Genomic DNA, 17349 nt, shown 5'->3' with positions numbered 1-17349 from the left:
GCTGCTCCGATGTACGGGTGGCCATGGCGGCACGTGCCGATGCGGGAAGTGATGGGGATGGGCCTCGTGGGAGAGGACATCGGCCCCGCGCGCGCCCGAGAGCAGTTCCTTCGGGGTGGGACGGTCGAGGGAACCGTGCGCAACCCGATCCTGAATTCCTGGCAGCGTTCCCGGTCCCTGGGGCTTACACCGGAAGGCTGCGAGCTCCCCTACTTCGAGGATCTCGATCTGGACGGGCGGCTCGTCCGCGCCGCCACACCCGTACTGGACCGGCTGGAGTACCGGTTCGCGGGCAGAACCATGAATGTGTCCCTCGCCGATGGACGCGGCGCCGTGCTGCAACGCCGTTTCGGCGAGACCTCCCAGGTCAGACATCTGGCCGCGATCCAGAGTGTCCCGGGTTTCGTGTTCGCCGAGGAGTTCGCCGGCACCAACGGAATCGGTCTGGCGCTCGCGGAACGGCAGCTGATCAATGTCTACGGCGCCGAGCATTTCGCCGAACGCTCCCAGGCCAATGCGTGTGCGGCCATTCCCGTCCGGGACCCGCTCAGCGGACGCATCGTAGGCGTTCTCTGCTTCGGTTATCCGCCCACCGATGCGGATGCGACCCTGAACATCGTGATCAGCAAGGCCGCCGGCGCCATCGAACGACGGCTGCTGGAGCAGAGTTCGACGCGGGAGCGCGCCCTGCTCCAGGCGTATCTCGATGCCAGGAACCGCGCGCCGACCGGCGATACGACGGGCAACGGGCAACGGGGCGAGCCGGCCGGGAGCGGGCTGGACTGGCGTGACGAGATGCTCCTCAAGGAGCGGGCCACCGATCTGATCTCCGCGGCCCAGCGAGCCGCCGTCGACGTCCTGCTGCCCGGCGGCCGGCGGGTCACCCTGCTGAGCCGCCCGGTGACCAGCCCCTCCGGGGTGGAGGGCGTCGTCATCGAGGCGGTGCTCCCCGCACCGGATCAACACCGCACCGTCCTCACCGAACCCGGCGCCTCACCCGGCCCCCTGGCGCCGCCGGTCCTCGCCCCCGCCGTCCCGCTGCCCGGGCACGTGCCCGGCGCCGAACCGGACCACCCGGCCACGGCGGTCCGCCCGCCCGGCGTCGCCGGTCGCACCGCCGACGGTGCGACCAGCGGGCTGGTGCTGATCGGCGAACCTGGCGTGGGCACCTACGCCGTGGCGGCCCGGCGCCGCCTGGAGCTGCTGTCCGAGGCCAGTACCCGCATCGGCACCACCCTGGACGTGAGCCGTACCGCCCGGGAGCTCGCCGAGATGGCCGTACCGCGCCTGGCCGACTACGTCACCATCGACCTTCCCGAGGCGGTGCTGCGCGGCGAGGAGCCGACCGATCCCCGCACCGGCCTCTACCGCACGGTGGTCCACGGAATTCGCGACGACTGTCCCTTCTACCCTGCCGGTGAGCCGGTCGATCTCCGCCCGTCCACACCCCAGCTCCGCTGTCTGGCCGACCGGCAGCCCGTGCTGGAGCCCGATCTGCGGGCGGCCGGCGGCTGGATCGCCCAGGACCCCGAACACGCCGAGCGCCTCCTCGGCCACCACATCCACTCCCTCATCGCCGTCCCCCTGCTGGCCCGCGGGATCGCCCTGGGCACCGCGAGTTTCTACCGTGCGCAGGACCCCGCCCCCTTCGGGGACGACGACCGTTCGCTGGCCCAGGAACTCGCCACCCGCGCCGCCATCTGCATCGACAACGCCCGCCGGTTCACCCGCGAACACACCATGGTCCTTGCGCTCCAGCACAGCCTGCTGCCGCAGAGCTTCCCCGAGCAGAGCGCCGTCGAGGTCGCCTACCGCTATATGCCTGCCGAGTCCGGAGTCGGGGGCGACTGGTTCGATGTCATTCCGCTCTCCAGCACCCGCGTCGCCCTCGTCGTCGGGGATGTCGTCGGTCATGGGCTGCATGCCGCCGCCACCATGGGCCGGCTGCGCACCGCCGCGCGCAACTTCGCCGAACTCGACCTCGGTCCGGACGAGGTCCTCACCCATCTCGACAATCTCGTGGGGCGCCTCGACCGGGACGAGGGCGGCGAGGAACCCTCCGCCGGCAGCACCGGCATCATCGGCGCCACCTGCCTGTACGCCATCTACGACCCCACGTCGCAGCAGTGTGTGATGGCCCGGTCCGGCCATCCGCCGCCCGCACTGGTCCACCCCGACGGCACCGTCACCTTCCCCGACCTCCCCGCCGGGCCGCCGCTGGGCCTGGGCGGTCTCCCCTTCGAAACCGCCGAATTCGCTCTCCCCGAAGGCAGCCAGCTCGTCCTCTACACCAACGGCCTCATCGAGGACCGCCACCGGGACGTCGATACGTCCCTCGACCAGCTGCGGCACGCCCTGGCTCACCCGACCCGCCCGCCCGAGGACACCTGCGAGGCCGTGGTCCGGGCCGTGGTGCCCCAGCACCCCGCCGACGACATCGCCTTGCTCGTCGCCCGCACCCACGCCCTGGCCCCGCACCGGAGCGCCACCTGGGACCTGCCCGCCGACCCGGCGCTCGTCTCCGGCATCCGTGCCGCCGTGACGCGCCGGCTGGCCGAATGGGGGCTGCACGAGGTCGTCTTCGCCACCGAGCTCCTGCTCAGCGAACTGGTCACCAACGCCATCCGCTACGGCACCGAGCCCATCCAGGTACGCCTGCTCCACGACCGCACACTGATCTGCGAGGTCTCCGACGCCGGCAGCACCGCCCCGCATCTGCGCCACGCGGCCAGCACCGACGAGGGCGGCCGCGGCCTGTTCCTCGTCGCCCAACTCGCGCAGGCCTGGGGCACCCGCTACACCGCCGGCGGCAAGGTCATCTGGGCCGAGTGCGCGCTGGAAGCGCCCGCGGGAAAGGCCGACGCCGCAGCAGCGTATTTCGACGACATTCCCGCGCTCTGACGGTCCATCCGACATCCAGCCCGAAGCGGGCCCTACCATGACGTAATTGCGGTAACCGGTCCGGATGGTGCACCGCCCGACGCGCCGCTCTCACCACCGCGTAGCGCCCCGCGGCGCTGCCCCGCCAGTCGGGAAGCACCCAGAAGGACCAAGCGGCCGACCCCCGGAGAAGTCTGTGCATGACGCTCCTGACAGCACCCCTCCCCCGCGCCGTGCCGCAGAGCCCCTGGTCCGCGTACGCGGCCTCAGCAAACGGTTCGGCGGAACCCTCGCGCTGGACGCGGTCGACCTCGACATCCATTCCGGCCGCATCCTCGCCCTGCTCGGTCCCAACGGTGCCGGGAAGTCCACCCTCATCAAGGTGCTCGCGGGCGTCCACCACGCGGACGAGGGCGAGGTGACCGTCGCCGGCCACCCGCTCGGCACCGAAGCGGCCGCCCGCGCCATGTCCTTCATCCATCAGGACCTGGGGCTGGTCGAGTGGATGACCGTCGCCGAGAACATCGCCCTGGGGGCCGGCTATCCGCGCCGCGCGGGGCTGCTGTCCTGGCGACGGACCCGCAGGCAAGGGGCCGCGGCCCTGGACCTCGTCGCCGCGCATCTCGACCCGGGCACGCCCGTCGCCGACCTCCCGCGGGCCGAACGCTCCCTGGTGGCCATCGCCCGCGCACTGTCCACACAGGCCGCGCTCATCGTCCTCGACGAGCCGACGGCCAGCCTCCCGGCAGCGGACTGCGCCCGGCTGTTCGACGTCCTGCACACCCTGCGCGACCAAGGACACGCCCTCGTCCACGTCACCCACCGGATCGACGAGGTGTACAAGGTCGCCGATGCCTTCGCCGTGCTGCGCGACGGCCGCCTCATCAGCCAGGGTCCGCTCGCCGACTACAGCGCCGCCCGGCTGGTGCGCGACATCGTGGGACACGAACCGGGCGGCTACCGGTTCGCCCCCGCCACGGGCCCGCCCGTGCTCCGTCTCGACCGTGTACGGACCGAGAACACCGCACCGGTCAGCCTGGAACTGCGCCGCGGTGAGATCCTCGGCATGGTGGGCCTCACCAGCGCCGGGCACATGGAACTGGGCCGCGCCCTCGCCGGCTCCCGGCACCTCCTCGGCGGCCGGGCCCTGCTCGACGGACGGCCGTATGCACCGCGCACCGTCACGGCCGCTGTCGACTCCGGCGTCGGCTTCGTGACCAGCAACCGTCAGGAAGAGGGCTGCGCCGCCGAACTGACCGTACGGGAGAACTTCCTCGCCAATCCCCGGGCGGACGGTGTGCCGTCCTGGCGCCCGCTGCGCCCCCGGCGCGAGCGCGCCGAAACCGCTGCCCTGATCGAGCGGTTCTCGGTCTCCCCCAAGGACACCGAAGCTCCGATCGCCACCCTGTCCGGGGGAAACCAGCAGAAGGTCATGGTCGGCCGGTGGCTCAGGACGAGCCGGCACCTGCTGATCCTCGAGGAGCCGACCGCCGGGGTGGACGTCGGCGCCAAGACGGCGCTCTACCTCCTGCTCCGTGACGCCCTGGCCGAGGGCCTCGCGGTTCTGCTCCTCTCCACCGACTTCGAGGAGGTCGCCCAGGTGTGCCACCGGGCCCTGGTGTTCGTTCGCGGGGCGGTGACGGTGGAGCTGAGCGGCGAGGCCCTCACGGTCACCGAACTCGCCCGTGCCTCCTCGGCGATGCCCCCGCTCACCTGGACGAGGAGACCATGACCCCCGCTCCCCGCCCCCCGCTGGGCCGCCGGTTCGGACATCTCCTCGGCGCCTACGGCCTCCTGGTCCTCACCTCCCTGCTGTTCCTGGCCTTCTCCCTGGCGCTGCCGGACACCTTTCCCACCCAGGACAACATCTCCGAGATCCTGTCCAACCAGTCAATCCCCGCCGTCCTCGCGCTCGGCGCCATGATCCCCATCGTCACCGCCAAGTTCGACCTGTCCATCGGCTACGGTCTCGGCCTCGCACACGTCATGACGATGCATCTCCTCGCCGACGAAGCCTGGCCCTGGCCCCTTGCGTGCCTCGTGGTGGTCCTCGGCGGGGCGGTCGTCGGCGTCGTCAACGGCGTCCTCGTCGAATTCGCGAGGATCAACTCCTTTATCGCCACGCTCGGCACCGGCAGCATCCTGTACGCCCTCACCGGCTGGATCACCAACGGGGCCCGGATCGTGCCCGGCCCGCAGGGCCTGCCGGCCGCCTTCACCGATCTCTACGACTCCCGGTTCCTCGGCCTGCCGGTCTCCGCCTTCTACGTCCTCGCGCTGACCGCCGTCCTGTGGCTGCTCCTGGAGCGACTGCCGCTCGGCCGGTATCTGTACGTCATCGGCTCCAACCCCCGCGCCGCCGAGCTGGTGGGCATCCCCACCCGGCGCTACGTCATCTACGCCTTTGCCGGCTCGGGTCTGATCGTCGGCATCGCCGGGGTCCTGCTCGCCGCGCAGCAGCGCATCGGCAACCCCAGCGTCGGCCTGGACTATCTGCTGCCCGCCTTCGTCGGGGCGCTGCTCGGCTCCACCGCGATCAAACCCGGCCGCGCCAACGCCCTGGGCACCCTGGTCGCCGTCGTCATTCTCGCCATCGGCCTCGCCGGTATCGGCCAGCTCGGCGCCCAGTTCTGGGTCACCCCGCTGTTCAACGGCGCCACCTTGCTCATCGCCGTCGGCATGGCCGGTTACGCGGCCCGCCGGCAGCTGCGCCAACGACGGACGGAACCTCCCCGCACCCTGCCCGAACCCGCCACGACCGGCCGCACGTGACGTCGTGCCCCTCGGCCGTCACCACCGTGTCGTCCCTCCGCAAGGAGTGCCCGTGTCCGCGCACCGCAAGTCCGCCCTGGCCGGCGCCGTTGTCCTCGCGATGGCGGCCACGCTCGTCGCCGGCTGCGAGCGCGGCGCCTCGGCCGGCGCCGGGGCCTCCTCCCCAGGGCCGTCACGGGCCGGCTGCCCCACCGTCCTGGCCAAGGCCCGGACGGCCGTTCGGCGGGCCCAGAAGATCCACACCACCTGGGACGGCCCCACCACCGGCCCCACGGCGGTTTCCGGCAAGAGGATCGTCTTTGTCGCGCAGACCATGACCAACCCCGGCGTCGCGGGCGCCGCGCAGGGTGTGCGGGAAGCCGCGAAGGCCATCGGCTGGAACGTCCGGGTGATCGACGGCCAGGGCACCCCCGCCGGGATCCAAGCAGCCTTCAGCCAGGCCCTCACCCTGCGTCCCTCGGGCATCGTCATCGGCGGCTTCGACCCGCGCCTGACGTCGCAACAGGTCGCCAGGGCCCGAGCGGAGCACGTCCCGCTCATCGGCTGGCATGCGGTCGACGCGCCCGGCCCGAGCAAGGACCCCGCACTCTTCAGCAACATCACCACCGAGGTCCGGGACGTGGCGAAGATCAGCGCGGACTGGGTCATCGCACACTCCCGCGGTCACGCCGGAGTCGTCGTGTTCACCGATGCCTCGATCCCGTTCGCCCGGCACAAGTCCGAACTGATCGAGAAGGGACTTGCCGTCTGCTCCGGCGTACGACTGCTGGCCGAGGAGAACATCCCGATCTCGGATACCAGCAGCCGCACTCCCCAGGAAGTCTCCTCCCTCCTCTCCCGCTTCCGGGACAAGTGGACTCACTCCGTAGCCATCAACGACGTGTACTTCGCCGACGCCGCCCCCGCCCTGCGCGCGGCCCGTAGGAAGGGCGCCGGGGCCCCCTACAACATCGGCGCGGGCGACGGCGACCCCTCCGCCTTCCAGCGCATCAACAGCAGACAGTTCCAATCAGCCACCGTCCCCGAGCCCTTCTCCCAGCAGGGCTGGCAGATCCTCGACGAATTCAACCGCGCCTTCTCAAGCAGCCCCGCCAGCCGGTACGTCGCCCCGGTGCACCTCTCCACGGCAGCCGACAGCCGCGGGGCCACGACCTGGGATCCGCCCGGCTATCGCGCGGCGTACCGGAAGATCTGGGGCAGGTGAGGGGGGCGGGGCTTGTCGTCGGCGACGGGGGGACGGGGCTCCGCTCAGTGGTGGACGCGGTCGAGGTCTCGCCGTTCGTCCGGTGTCACTGCTTGACGGTGGCCCGATAGGCGAGGAACTTCCAGCTGCCGTCCGCGCGGGCCCACACCGCCGGCGAGCGGTTGGCCGGCTTCCTGCGGACGCCGCCGGCGGTCATGTCGGCGTGCATCTCGCCGCCTGCGCAACCGTGCCAGCCAGCCCGACCATCACCACGCCCGACGCACCGCCGGTGCAGGACAGCCGACGAGGCGAACCGGACAGCCAGTTGCGTGCCGTACCGGCGAGCAGCCCCCACGACGCGTCGGAGATCAGCGCGATCAGCACACAGATCACCCCGAGCAGGAGCAGTTGCAGCGGCCATGGCCCGCAGCGGGATCCATGAACTGCGGCAGCGCCGCAGTGAAGATCAGCAGTCCCTTCGGATTGCTCACCCCCACCACGAACCCCTCCCGCAGGATCCGGCCCGCGCTTTCGCTCTTCGGCGTGCCACCGTCGGACACCGCCGGCAGCCGGCGGTTCCGCCACGCCTGAACCCCCAGATGCACGAGATACAGCGCACCGGCGAACTTCAGCAGCGAGAAGACGAGCATCGAGCGCTCGACGACGCTCCCCAGCCCGAACGCCACCAACGCCACCTGCACCAGCAGGCCCGCCTCGTTTCCCACCGCCGTGAACACCGCGGCCCGCCGCCCGAGCGCGACACCACGGCTGACGACGAACAGGACGCTCGGCCCCGGCACAGCGATCAATACGGCCACAGCGGTCACGAAGACGGCAAGACGGCCTAACTTGATCATGACGACAAGTTACCCACCGCATTCACTGCGTGATGTGGTTTCCGGTGTGCCGGCGGGGTGAGAGCGGCCGGCGGTGGGGCCCGCCTCGGCGGGGCTCCTGTCGTGCGGTGCGTCCGCCGGGTCCTTGCGGGGGCACCACCCCGGCATCAAGCGGAGGAGCACGCATGACGGGGGATCAAAAGGCCCTCGATCACGAACGCTGCTGTCGGAGCTCCGAGTCGGAGAGGAGTCCCCCTGGACGTCGAACAGGCCCGCACACGCCTTGCCGCCCTCCGCGCGGCCGACAGCAAGGTGTCCTCGGTCCGGCTACTCGAATCGTGCGACGTCGCCTGCCCCTCGGCGTACGATCTCGGCGTCGCCACCGGAGAAGTCGATCACCGTGGTCGGCTCGGTGCCGCAGTCGCCCGAGTCGAGCACTGCGTCCACCACGTGGTCGAGCCGTTCCTTGATCTCCCACCCCTGCGTCATCGGCTCCTCCTCGTCCGGCAGCAGCAGGGTGCTGGAGAGCAGCGGCTCACCGAGTTCGGCGAGCAGGGCCTGAGTGACGACATGGTCCGGGATCCGGACTCCGACGGTCTTCTTCTTCGGGTGCCACAGCTGGCGCGGCACCTCCTTGGTGGCGGGGAGGATGAAGGTGTAACTGCCGGGCGTCGCCGCCTTGATCGCGCGGAAGACGTCGTTGTCGATGTGCACGAACTGCCCGAGCTGAGCAAAGTTCTCGCACATGAGGGTGAAGTGGTGACGGTCGTCGAGGTTGCGGATCGACCGGATCCGGCCGATGCCGTCACGGCTGCCCAGCTGGCATCCCAGCGCGAAACAGGAGTCCGTCGGATACGCGATGAGCGCGCCGGAGCGGATGCTGTCGGCCACCGTGCTCATGGTGCGCCGCTGGGGGTTCTCGGGGTGCACGTCGAAATACTTCGCCATCCGCCGAGCCTACGTGATCCGGCCACTCGCGCCCACGTCACAGGTCCGGCAAGGACCGGCCGGCGCCTGGGGGCGTCGGCCGGTCCGCCGGTCCGCGATGCGGGCGGCCCGGGGGGCTCCGCTGCTACGGCGCCATCTCGTACGCCCCGGCCAGGGCCTCGACACGCTCCCAGACGCGCGTCGAGCGGGCGTCGTCGACGACCGGACGCCGGACCGCGTCCAGTGCCCAGCGCTGCTGTGCTTCGGTGGCGGAATCCTTTCCGTGCAGCTCGACGGCGTGCGCGGAGAAGTCGCGGACGAGGACGGCGAACAGCTCGTCGAGCACGTCGGCGTCGAGACCGGTCAGGCGCGCCTGCTCCAGGATCAGCTGGCCGTGCACGACCAGCGCGAACAGCTGGCCGACGGCGAGCAGCAGGTCGAGGTCGCGGCTCTGCTCCTCGCCAGGGGCGGCGGTGGTGACGAACTCGCAGAGGGCGTCCGCCTGCTCCCGGAAGCGGCCGACGTTGGGCACCTCGGCGTAGGCGTCGTAGGCGGTGCGCCAGTCGTGGAAGCGGATGGAGCCCAGGCCGCGGGCCGGTCCCTGCCGGAAGAGGAACGCGTCGTCGGCCGCGTCGAGGCGGGTCGGCACCGCCTCGTAGTCGGCCGCGTTCAGCAGATGGTTGCCCATGAACTTGAGGATCAGGGCGAGGTTGACGTGGACCGTGCCCTCCAGCTTCGGCAGGCCGCGGATCTCGGTGGCGGCCTGGGCGAAGTAGGTGTCCTTCTCGAAGCCCTTGGCCGCGATGACGTCCCACATCAGGTCGATGACCTTCTCGCCCTCGGTGGTCACCTTCATCTTCGTCATCGGGTTGAAGAGCAGATAGCGGCGGTCGTCGGGGCCGGCGGAGCGGAAGTAGTCGACGGCGCGGTCGCTGAACAGCTTCATCCCGACGAGGCGGACGTATGCGTCGGTCAGCTCTCGGCGCACATGCGGGAAGGCGGTGACGGGGCGGCCGTAGAGGATGCGGTTCTGCGCGTGCGTGACGGCCTCGTACATCGCGTGCTCGCAGATGCCGATCGAGGCGGTGCAGAGGTTGAACTTACCGACGTTGACGGTGTTGAGGGCGGCGTCGAAGGCGGCGCGGCCGGTGTGCAGTACGTCGTCCGGGCCGACGGGGTAGTCGTCGAGGCGGAACTCACTGACGTACTTCGAGGAGTCCACGACGTTCTTCACGAGGTGGTAGGCGGGGTGGCGGCTGTCGGCGGCGAAGAAGACATAGCCGTCCGGGCCCTCGATGTCGGTGCGGCGGCCGAAGACGGAGACGAGCCCGGCGGCGTTGCCGTTGCCGATGTAGTACTTGGAGCCGCTGGCACGGAAGCCGCCGGCACCGTCGGCGTCCGGCTCCAGCAGCATGTCGGTGGAGTAGATGTCGGCGCCGTGGGACTTCTCGGACAGGCCGAAGGCGAACACCTCGCCCTGGGTGAGGAGCTCGGCGGCCCGGCTGCGGGCGGCGGCGTTGTCGCTCTGCCAGACCGGGCCGAGACCGAGGATGGTGACCTGCCAGGCGTACCAGTAGTCGAGCCCGTAGAAGCCGAATATCTCGTTGAGGGCGGCGATCCGGGCGGTGTCCCAGCGCTTGTCCGGCTGACCGTCGGCGGCGGAGGCCGGGGTGAGGAAGGTCGCGAACAGCCCTTCCTTGGCGGAGAACGCGAGGAAGTCCGCCAGCCAGGCACGGGAGCGGTAGTCCTCGATCAGCCGGCGCTTGCCGCGCTCCTCGAACCAGTCGACGGTGGCGCGCAGCAGCCTGCGGGTCTCGGGGTCGAAGTGCGCCGGGTCGTAGGTGCGCGGGTTGAACAGCAGCTGGTCGGCCATGGATGTTCGCCTTTCCGGCTCGGGGGTTGAGGGACGTGGAGGGAAAGCTTCGGGGCCGTGTCGGTGGACGGCGGGGTGGGGCGGTCAGGCGGCTCGTCGGCGCCGGTTCAGCGCGCGGAGCCGAGTCGGTGCAGGGTGGCGAGTACGTCGTCGAGCCAGGCGAGGGTCATGCGCTCGTACGCGATGCCGCCGCGCAGCACGACGTGCTGGAGTTCTTGCCCGGCGTCGGGCGTGGCGGGGGCCTCGGGGCCGGTGAAGTCCCGCCGCTCCCCCGCGAGATAGTGCGCGAGCCGGTCGGTGTGCACCTGACGGTGCCGCTCGACCTCGCGGATCAGCGCGGCCGGGTCGTCGAAGGCCGCGCCGCGGATCTTCACGGCGAGCTCGTGCCGCACGCTCTCGGGTTCGATCGGCTCGTGCAGCCACTGGGAGAGCGCGGCCCTGCCGGGGGCGGCGACGGAGTACTCCTTCTTGTCCGGCCGGGCCTGTTGCGGCACCTCGCGGACATCGAGCCGCCCGTCGCTCTCCATGCGCTTGAGGACGCGGTAGATCTGCTGATGGGTGGCGGTCCAGAAGTATCCGATGGACCGCTCGAACCGCCGGGCCAGCTCATAGCCGGAGCCCGGCTTCTCCAGCAGAGAGACGAGGATCGCGTGTTCGAGCGCCATGCCCCGATCCTTCTATGCAACGAGTTGCATAGACAAGGGGCACCGCCGGGGTGAGACACGGCTCACCCGGGCGGGGTGCAGCTCCTCGGCTCTTGCCCCCGTTGGTGCCGGCCCATGACGGGCGGGCGGTGTCGTCGGCTACTCCCCGACGGCTCCATCGGCCAGCTCGCGTGCGATGTCGAGGTGCCCTACATGTCGGGCGTACTCCTGGAGCAGGTGGAAGAGGATCCAGATCAGGGTGGGACGGTCCTCGTCGGCCGGAACTTTGCCGCCGAGGGTGGCAGCCTGGTCCTCCAGCCGTGCCGCGGCGACGATGGCGCGGGATCGTGCGCAGGTCTCCTGAAAGAACTGCTTGACGTCCTCGAACGTTTCGCCGGAGTCGACGTGCCACGGCCCGGGGCGCTCTTTGAAATCGGCCCATGGCTCTTCGATGTGTTCTCCGTTGAACCCCCATTGCAGCCAGCGCGATTCCACACAGGCCAGGTGCTTGAACAAGCCCAGCGGCGACCAGCCGGTGGGCAGCCGGCTGTTCCTCAGCTCCGCGTCGGACATTCCCTCCACCTTGCGCAGCACGGCGTCCCGGTAGAAGTCGAGGTAGCCGGTCAGAAGGTCGGAGGGGCTGGTGAGAGTGACCGGAGGCTCTACGGCGGGCTCGATCTTATGGACCATGATGAGGACCTTAAGGAGGGGAAAGTGAACTGTCCAGTGATGCGTTCCGTTCAGTGCCGGTCCCTCTGGGAGCTCCCCGAAAGGCCGCATGCGGTCAGGCGACATACCGCGGGGCCCGTCGGCGGAATGCACCGACGGGCCCCGGAGTCAGTCGCTCAGCACTTCGTATCGAGGACGTGGATTCCGGGCAGGATGCCTTCGATCCGGTAACAGTGGTTCTTGTCGGCCTCGTTGATGTACAGCGGCTGTGAGCCTCCCGACCAGTGCACGGTGACCGTGACCCCGGTTGCCTCAGCGGGGAAATAAGCCTTCCAGGAATCCCCGACCGGCCGGTAATTGTGGCAGTAGTTCTTCTTCTCTATGCCCTCCGGGCCCTTCCACTCGTAGCAGGTGTCGATGAGAGACGCCGCCTGGTGGTCAAACTGGAGGTAGTTGTCCGAGGCGGCAGTGGCGGCGGGGGCCGTCAATACCGCGCCGGCCAGCGCCAGGCCCAGGGCGGCGGCGCCGTATGCCAGGGAACGCTTCTTGCTTCGCATGCTGGAGTTCGCCTCTCGCTTCGATGGTCCGGGCATGCCCTAGCACTCCTTGTCAGTGATCGCCGGGCTACCCGTGAGACCGCTCAGCACGTAGCAATGATTGCGGCTCAGGTCCGTTATCTGCGGCGACACATTGCCGCCCCCGACCTGCGCAAGCACCGTCACCTCGACCCTGACACCCTGGGCGTCGTCGGGGATTTCCACCCGCCAGTCCGTGCCCTTGGGCTTTCCTCTGTCGCAGGAGTCCGGGGTCGCCGAGGACTGCCAGTGGAAGCAGGTGTCGACGAGATACCAACCGTTGTTGGTGAAACCGATGTACTTGCCCGAGCCCGCCGCCGCGGCGGACGGTGCGGTCATTGCTCCGCCGGCCAGCGCGAGGCCCAGGGCGGCAACGCCGTAGGCCACCGACTTCTTGTAATTCCGCACAGGATGCCCCTTCATGAGTTTTTGGTGAGCGGAACCGGCGCTCAACTCTGCTCCTTCTTCAGCAGTTCACCGCACTTGACCACGTCGGTGCTCACCCGCGCCGCCTCGGCCAGGAGGATTTCGGTGCGCAGTCCCGAGATCTTCGCGCCGCCGAACTTGCCACCCTGGATCGTCACATCGGAGATTCGCTGTTCCGTGTCCTTGCCCATCATCAGCATCCCCCGCTCGCCCGGCTTCACGGTGATCCGGATGTCGCCGGCCTTCGTCTCGGCATTGGTCTCGCTGTACTGCGCGGAGGCGCCGATCTTCAGCACATCCTTGACCAGGGTGAGATCGACATTGCCGCCGACGTTCCAGCCCCAGGTGAAGGTTTTGCTTCCGCTGAGCGTCTGGTTTATCTCCCCCTGCCCTGTACCGCAGTTCTCGATGGGGCCGACGCCCATGGCGTCATTGCCCACGTCGAACCACTTCGTCACCTGCTTGCTTTCCACGGGCTTCTCGGCGCACGAAACACTGCTGTCCTTGCACTGTTCCAGTGCGCTCTTGACTTCTTCCGCGGAGTCCACCTTGTAACCGTTGTCGTAGGTGACGGAGGGAGTCGCCTGCGCCATCCACTTGTCGGTGTGGCCGTTCACCTGGGTGAGGTCGGCGCCTTGTGCGGCCGCCGATGCCGTGGGCGCCACCAGGAACAGCGCGGTGGTGACGGCACCGAGGGTGATACCTATTCGGGATGCGGATGTGGAGATCAACGTTTTCCTCACTCTGTTGCTGACGGAAGCTTTTCCGGCGGAGAGCGCCGCACCGGCGCTCTCCGTGATACCTGCCTTCAGCAGCCCGTTTCCTGAAGCTTCGGCCGGTCGGCGAGGCCGGTTATCTCGAAGCAGTGGTTCTTGTTGGTATCGATCACCGCTGCGGAGTCCACCGTGGCGTAGTCCACCACGCTGATGCTGAGATCGATCATCGCGCCGGTCGCTTCCGCGGGGAAATACGCCTTCCAGGTCTGGCCCACCGGCTTGACGTTGTGGCAGTAGTTCTTGTCCTCGGCGCCACGCCACTTGTAGCAGGTGTTGGCGAGGACGCCGCCGTGGTTGGTGATCTGGATGTAGTTGTCGGATCCCGCGTAAGCGGCGGGAGCGGAGAGTACGGTTGAGAAGCACGCGGCACCCACCGAAAGAAGACCGAATACGGCCCGATGGCTGATCTTCACGGTTGCTACTCCCTCTTGCGCTGGCTGGTGACGTCGAAAGAATGTGACGCCATGAGAGGTGAGTAAGTCATGCCAAGGCCGCCGAATCAATTGATTGCGGCTAAGACTTCGGTACCCGGAGACCTCCCCTCCCGGGACAACCACGAGGAATGCCGGAAGAAATCCGGAACCACGGCTTTGGACCACGAGAACCACGAGAACCACAGGGCTTTGTCCCTGCGGACCACAGGACCGATGACTGCCGACGGACATACCGAAAGCCCCTCACCTTCCGATGAGGGGCTTTCGAGGTCGGTCGCAGAGCCTGTGGGGCCGTGATCAGGCGTCTGCCGGGTCGCTCCCCCTGCGGAACCTGGCCGCCTCGGCCATCGCGGCCGCCAGATGCGGGCGCCCGGTGATCCCGAGCTTGCGGTAGGTGCCGGTGAGGTGGGTCTCCACCGTCCGCAGCGTGACGACGAGCAGTTCGGCGATCTGCCTGTTGCTGTATCCCTGAGCCGCCAGTGTGCTGACGCGTTCTTCCCCTGCGGTCAGCGCCCGGATCCCCTGCCCACCTGATCTGCCGACCCGGCCGCCGGCGAGGTGCAGCCGCTCCCCCAGCCGTGTGGCGAGCGCCGTGGCACCACAGCCGACGGCGAGATCCAGCCCCTCGCGCAGTGCACCGCGGGCACCTCGTCTGTCGTCCTGGCGCAGCAGTGCGACACCGAAGTCGTGCAGGGCACGGGCGAGTTCGAGGCGTGCGGGGGTGGGGCCGAGGACGCTCACGGCTTCGGCCAGCAGGTCCAGCCCCTGGCGGCCACGCGTCACCGTTCCCGCCACCCGCAGCGCCACCCCGAGGGCACGGGGGATCCGGCAGCGGCGGGCGAGATCGAGTTCCTGCTCGGCCAGCTCATGGGCCGACTTCACGTCCCCCAGCGCGAGATGGGCGGCCGCGGCACGGGAGCGCCACGGAGACATCGCGGGGCTGACCGTCCCGGCGGCGTCGCAGTGGTGGCCGCACTCACGGAGCAGCGAGAGCCCCGTGCGCAGATCGCCCTGAGCGATCCGCAGCGCCGCCAGGCTCATCAGGAACCGGGGCCGCTCCCACGCCACTTCGGCCTGCCCCGCCACGGCATGGGGGACCGCGACCCGCTCGGCCGCCTCGATGTGGCCCTGCGCGAGAAGTGCATCGATCCTGATCGTGTCCAAGGTCAGCGCGTACGGGGGCCGGCCGGCGGAGGATGCCTGGTCCGCCGCGGCCTGCGCCGTGTCGAGGGCTTCGGTGATGTTCCCGCGGCGCAGCGCCAGCCCTGCTTGGTACAGCAGCAGGGAGGAGACGAGCAGTTCCATGCCCTTGCCCGAGATCTCCCGTGTCAGATGGCGGTTGAGCCGGTCGGCGGTATCGAGCTCGTCGAGATACAGCAGCGTCTGGGCGACGAAGTAGTGCAGCGGGAAGAGGTCATGGGAGAAGGCCGGCAGATTGACGGACGCGCGCTCGATGAGACCGGCGATGTACGGGGCGGGCAGGGCGGCGCGCAGGGCACGGAAAGCACGGATGGCGAGCAGCTGCCGTTCCCCCGCGGTGCGGTCGGCCAAGTCGTCGTCCGTGCCGGGCGCCGGCGCCGGGGCGGGGCCGACGGACGGCCGCTCGAACTCCATCCACGAGCGCAGCGCGGTCATCCGCAGCGCCAGCTCCCGGTCGGCGGCCCCGGAGCCCGCGGTGCGCCGGTCGCACAGTGCCGCGATCTTCCGGTCCACGCTGGACAGGTCCGTACGGGAGCCGCGGGAGAGCAGCAGTGAGTAGGCCAGCACGCCCAGGGCGTCGCTGCGGGCCGTTTCGTCGGTCAGTTCTTCGAGCGCGCCGGTGACACAGGAGATGGCCAGCGCGGCGTCGTAATGGCTGGCCGCCGTGCCCAGCTCGAGGAGTACGCGGGCGCGTTCGGGCAGGTCCAGCGGCTGGTTCAACGCGGCGTGCAGATAGGTCACGGCGGTCTCCGGTGCGCCACGGCGTAAGGCCTGGGTGGCTGCTCTGCGCAGTGCCGGCAGGACCCAGGAGCCGTGTACGGGACCGGCCGCCAGCAGATGGGCCGCGACTTCCTCGTCGGGACGTCCGCTGAGGCAGGACACCTGGGCCGCCCGCGCATGGCCGACGCCGAGTTCTTCGGGCGACAGCGTTCCCAGCACCGTGTCGCGGACGACCGGGTGGGTGAGGCGGAGGTCGCCGTCCGCCCGCAGCAGGCCCAGCGACCGCAGGTCCTCGGCCGCGGAGAGCACCACGGCCCGTCCTGTCCCGCAGTACGCGGCGAGCAGCTCGGGCGGTTTGCGGTCGCCCAGGAAGGCCAGCGCCCGCGCCAGCGCCACGACTTCGCCGGACGCCTGGCAGAGCCGGTGCGAGATCTCCCCGCCGAGCGTCGACAGCAGGACCGTGGGGATCCGGTCCCGGAATTCCGCCGTCGGCTGCGCCCCGTTGCGCTGTGCCTGGTGGAGCAGGGCGCGGACGAACAGGGGGTGCCCGCCCGTCGCGGCGTGACAGGCGGCGCAGAAGCCCTCGTCGGGCGCCTCCGCACCCCACAGCGTCCGCACCAGCTGCCGCACCCCGGATACGTCGAGCGGCTCCAGGACGAGGGTGTGGCAGTTCGCGGGACGGACGAGTTCGGCGAACAGCGGATCGAGCCTTTTGACCTCGCCACTGCGGGTGGTCACCGCAATCAGCACCGGGTGGCTGTCGGCCCGTCCCACGAAATGGACGAGCCATCGCAGGGACGGCTGGTCGATCCACTGGAGGGCGTCGACCGCCAGGAGGAGGGGCTGCCGGCGGGAGAGCCGGGAGACGAGCACGTCGAGTTCCCGCAGCGTCGATGCCGTCACATCGGCCGCCTCCGGGCGCACGGGGTCCGTGGCGGCGGCGTCGTCCAGCGCCCGCAGCGTGGCGGCCGCGGAGCCTTCCAGGAGACGTGCGCGCTCGGTTTCGGAGACCGCCGCCAGCAGCGGCTTGAACAGCTGTCGTACGGCGCCGAAGGCGAATTCGCGCTCCAGGGGATGGCAGCGGGCCCGTAGCACCCGGAACTGCTCGTTACGTTCCCACCAGGTGCTCAGCAGGACGGACTTGCCGATCCCGGCCGGCCCTTCGAGCTGGACGACGCGCGACCGGCCGGACAAGACGTCGGCGGCCACGGCGTCGAGGGCAGCGAGCTCGCGTTCGCGCCCCACCAACGGCCAGTCGTCACCGCATGCATCACGGGAATGTCCGAACGTCACGGGTTGCTCAACTCTCCTCTGTTCCATCTGGCTTTCGAGACGTCCCGATGACCACCGCGGTTGCTTGATCCGGGCGCCCAGATGTACCCGGCCGACGGATCCGCCGGAGAGACGTGTGTCCGGGCGGAATGCTGCGGTCCG

Annotated in this window: 14 protein-coding genes and 1 pseudogene; 4 read left to right on the top strand and 11 right to left on the bottom strand. The window is 69.8% G+C overall.

All coding sequences use genetic code 11. From position 1 onward, the window contains the following. Positions 1-57 precede the first annotated feature (57 nt). The 4 genes from IF67_RS0111920 (at position 58) to IF67_RS0111905 (ending at position 6856) form a co-directional block, all read left to right on the top strand. Positions 58-2901: a SpoIIE family protein phosphatase gene (locus tag IF67_RS0111920; protein ID WP_037839212.1), complete on the top strand. Its 2844-nt coding sequence runs from the start codon at positions 58-60 to the stop codon at positions 2899-2901. Positions 2902-3076: 175 nt separating this feature from the next. Beyond that, positions 3077-4612, top strand: coding sequence for a sugar ABC transporter ATP-binding protein (locus IF67_RS0111915; protein ID WP_030984855.1), 1536 nt, complete (start codon positions 3077-3079; stop codon positions 4610-4612). Next, positions 4609-5652, top strand: coding sequence for an ABC transporter permease (locus IF67_RS0111910; RefSeq protein ID WP_030984853.1), 1044 nt, complete (start codon positions 4609-4611; stop codon positions 5650-5652). Before IF67_RS0111915 ends, IF67_RS0111910 begins: the two co-directional genes overlap by 4 nt. Positions 5653-5752: 100 nt before the next feature. Further along, complete coding sequence (locus IF67_RS0111905; protein ID WP_037839256.1) at positions 5753-6856, top strand: substrate-binding domain-containing protein; 1104 nt, start codon at positions 5753-5755, stop codon at positions 6854-6856. Positions 6857-6941: 85 nt separating this feature from the next. Here IF67_RS0111905 and IF67_RS45715 read toward each other — a convergent pair whose 3' ends face one another. From IF67_RS45715 to IF67_RS0111850, 11 genes and pseudogenes are all read right to left on the bottom strand, one after another. After that, positions 6942-7064, bottom strand: a complete 123-nt coding sequence (locus tag IF67_RS45715; RefSeq protein WP_267959188.1) for a hypothetical protein — start codon at positions 7062-7064, stop codon at positions 6942-6944. Next, a pseudogene (locus IF67_RS39055) lies at positions 7049-7692 on the bottom strand (LysE family translocator). The gene IF67_RS45715 and the pseudogene IF67_RS39055 overlap by 16 nt, the downstream one beginning before the upstream one ends. Positions 7693-7998: 306 nt before the next feature. Then, positions 7999-8619: an L-threonylcarbamoyladenylate synthase gene (locus IF67_RS0111890; RefSeq protein ID WP_030984849.1), complete on the bottom strand. Its 621-nt coding sequence runs from the start codon at positions 8617-8619 to the stop codon at positions 7999-8001. 124 nt (positions 8620-8743) lie between these two features. Further along, a complete protein-coding gene (locus IF67_RS0111885; RefSeq protein WP_030984846.1) occupies positions 8744-10471 on the bottom strand; it encodes an acyl-CoA dehydrogenase family protein in 1728 nt (575 codons plus the stop codon). A 107-nt stretch (positions 10472-10578) separates the two neighbouring features. Further along, the gene (locus IF67_RS0111880; RefSeq protein WP_030984844.1) at positions 10579-11136 is read right to left on the bottom strand and encodes a PadR family transcriptional regulator; all 558 of its coding nucleotides are present in this window, start codon (positions 11134-11136) and stop codon (positions 10579-10581) included. Positions 11137-11274: 138 nt separating this feature from the next. Further along, the gene (locus IF67_RS0111875; RefSeq protein ID WP_030984843.1) at positions 11275-11805 is read right to left on the bottom strand and encodes a DinB family protein; all 531 of its coding nucleotides are present in this window, start codon (positions 11803-11805) and stop codon (positions 11275-11277) included. 155 nt (positions 11806-11960) lie between these two features. Then, positions 11961-12377, bottom strand: a complete 417-nt coding sequence (locus IF67_RS0111870) for a hypothetical protein (RefSeq protein ID WP_030984841.1) — start codon at positions 12375-12377, stop codon at positions 11961-11963. A 3-nt stretch (positions 12378-12380) separates the two neighbouring features. Beyond that, complete coding sequence (locus tag IF67_RS0111865; protein ID WP_030984839.1) at positions 12381-12767, bottom strand: hypothetical protein; 387 nt, start codon at positions 12765-12767, stop codon at positions 12381-12383. Positions 12768-12808: 41 nt separating this feature from the next. Beyond that, positions 12809-13516, bottom strand: coding sequence for a hypothetical protein (locus IF67_RS0111860; protein WP_030984837.1), 708 nt, complete (start codon positions 13514-13516; stop codon positions 12809-12811). A gap of 77 nt (positions 13517-13593) precedes the next feature. Beyond that, positions 13594-13974, bottom strand: a complete 381-nt coding sequence (locus IF67_RS0111855) for a hypothetical protein (protein ID WP_030984836.1) — start codon at positions 13972-13974, stop codon at positions 13594-13596. A 318-nt stretch (positions 13975-14292) separates the two neighbouring features. Then, positions 14293-17208, bottom strand: a complete 2916-nt coding sequence (locus tag IF67_RS0111850) for an ATP-binding protein (RefSeq protein WP_078889384.1) — start codon at positions 17206-17208, stop codon at positions 14293-14295. Positions 17209-17349 lie beyond the last annotated feature (141 nt).

This window comes from Streptomyces sp. NRRL S-1813 (assembly GCF_000719605.1).
GTDB classification, from domain to species: Bacteria; Actinomycetota; Actinomycetes; order Streptomycetales; family Streptomycetaceae; genus Streptomyces; species Streptomyces decoyicus.
This window is presented reverse-complemented; position numbering and strand designations above follow the sequence as displayed.

Excerpts from the sequence above, each read along its gene's own strand:
- IF67_RS0111880 (WP_030984844.1), bottom strand. The coding sequence starts at position 11,136 with ATGGCGCTCGAACACGCGATCCTCGTCTCTCTGCTGGAGAAGCCGGGC.
- IF67_RS0111920 (WP_037839212.1), top strand. The coding sequence starts at position 58 with ATGGGCCTCGTGGGAGAGGACATCGGCCCCGCGCGCGCCCGAGAGCAG.
- IF67_RS0111870 (WP_030984841.1), bottom strand. The coding sequence starts at position 12,377 with ATGCCCGGACCATCGAAGCGAGAGGCGAACTCCAGCATGCGAAGCAAG.
- IF67_RS0111875 (WP_030984843.1), bottom strand. The coding sequence starts at position 11,805 with ATGGTCCATAAGATCGAGCCCGCCGTAGAGCCTCCGGTCACTCTCACC.
- IF67_RS45715 (WP_267959188.1), bottom strand. The coding sequence starts at position 7,064 with ATGCACGCCGACATGACCGCCGGCGGCGTCCGCAGGAAGCCGGCCAAC.
- IF67_RS0111890 (WP_030984849.1), bottom strand. The coding sequence starts at position 8,619 with ATGGCGAAGTATTTCGACGTGCACCCCGAGAACCCCCAGCGGCGCACC.
- IF67_RS0111905 (WP_037839256.1), top strand. The coding sequence starts at position 5,753 with ATGGCGGCCACGCTCGTCGCCGGCTGCGAGCGCGGCGCCTCGGCCGGC.
- IF67_RS0111885 (WP_030984846.1), bottom strand. The coding sequence starts at position 10,471 with ATGGCCGACCAGCTGCTGTTCAACCCGCGCACCTACGACCCGGCGCAC.
- IF67_RS0111910 (WP_030984853.1), top strand. The coding sequence starts at position 4,609 with ATGACCCCCGCTCCCCGCCCCCCGCTGGGCCGCCGGTTCGGACATCTC.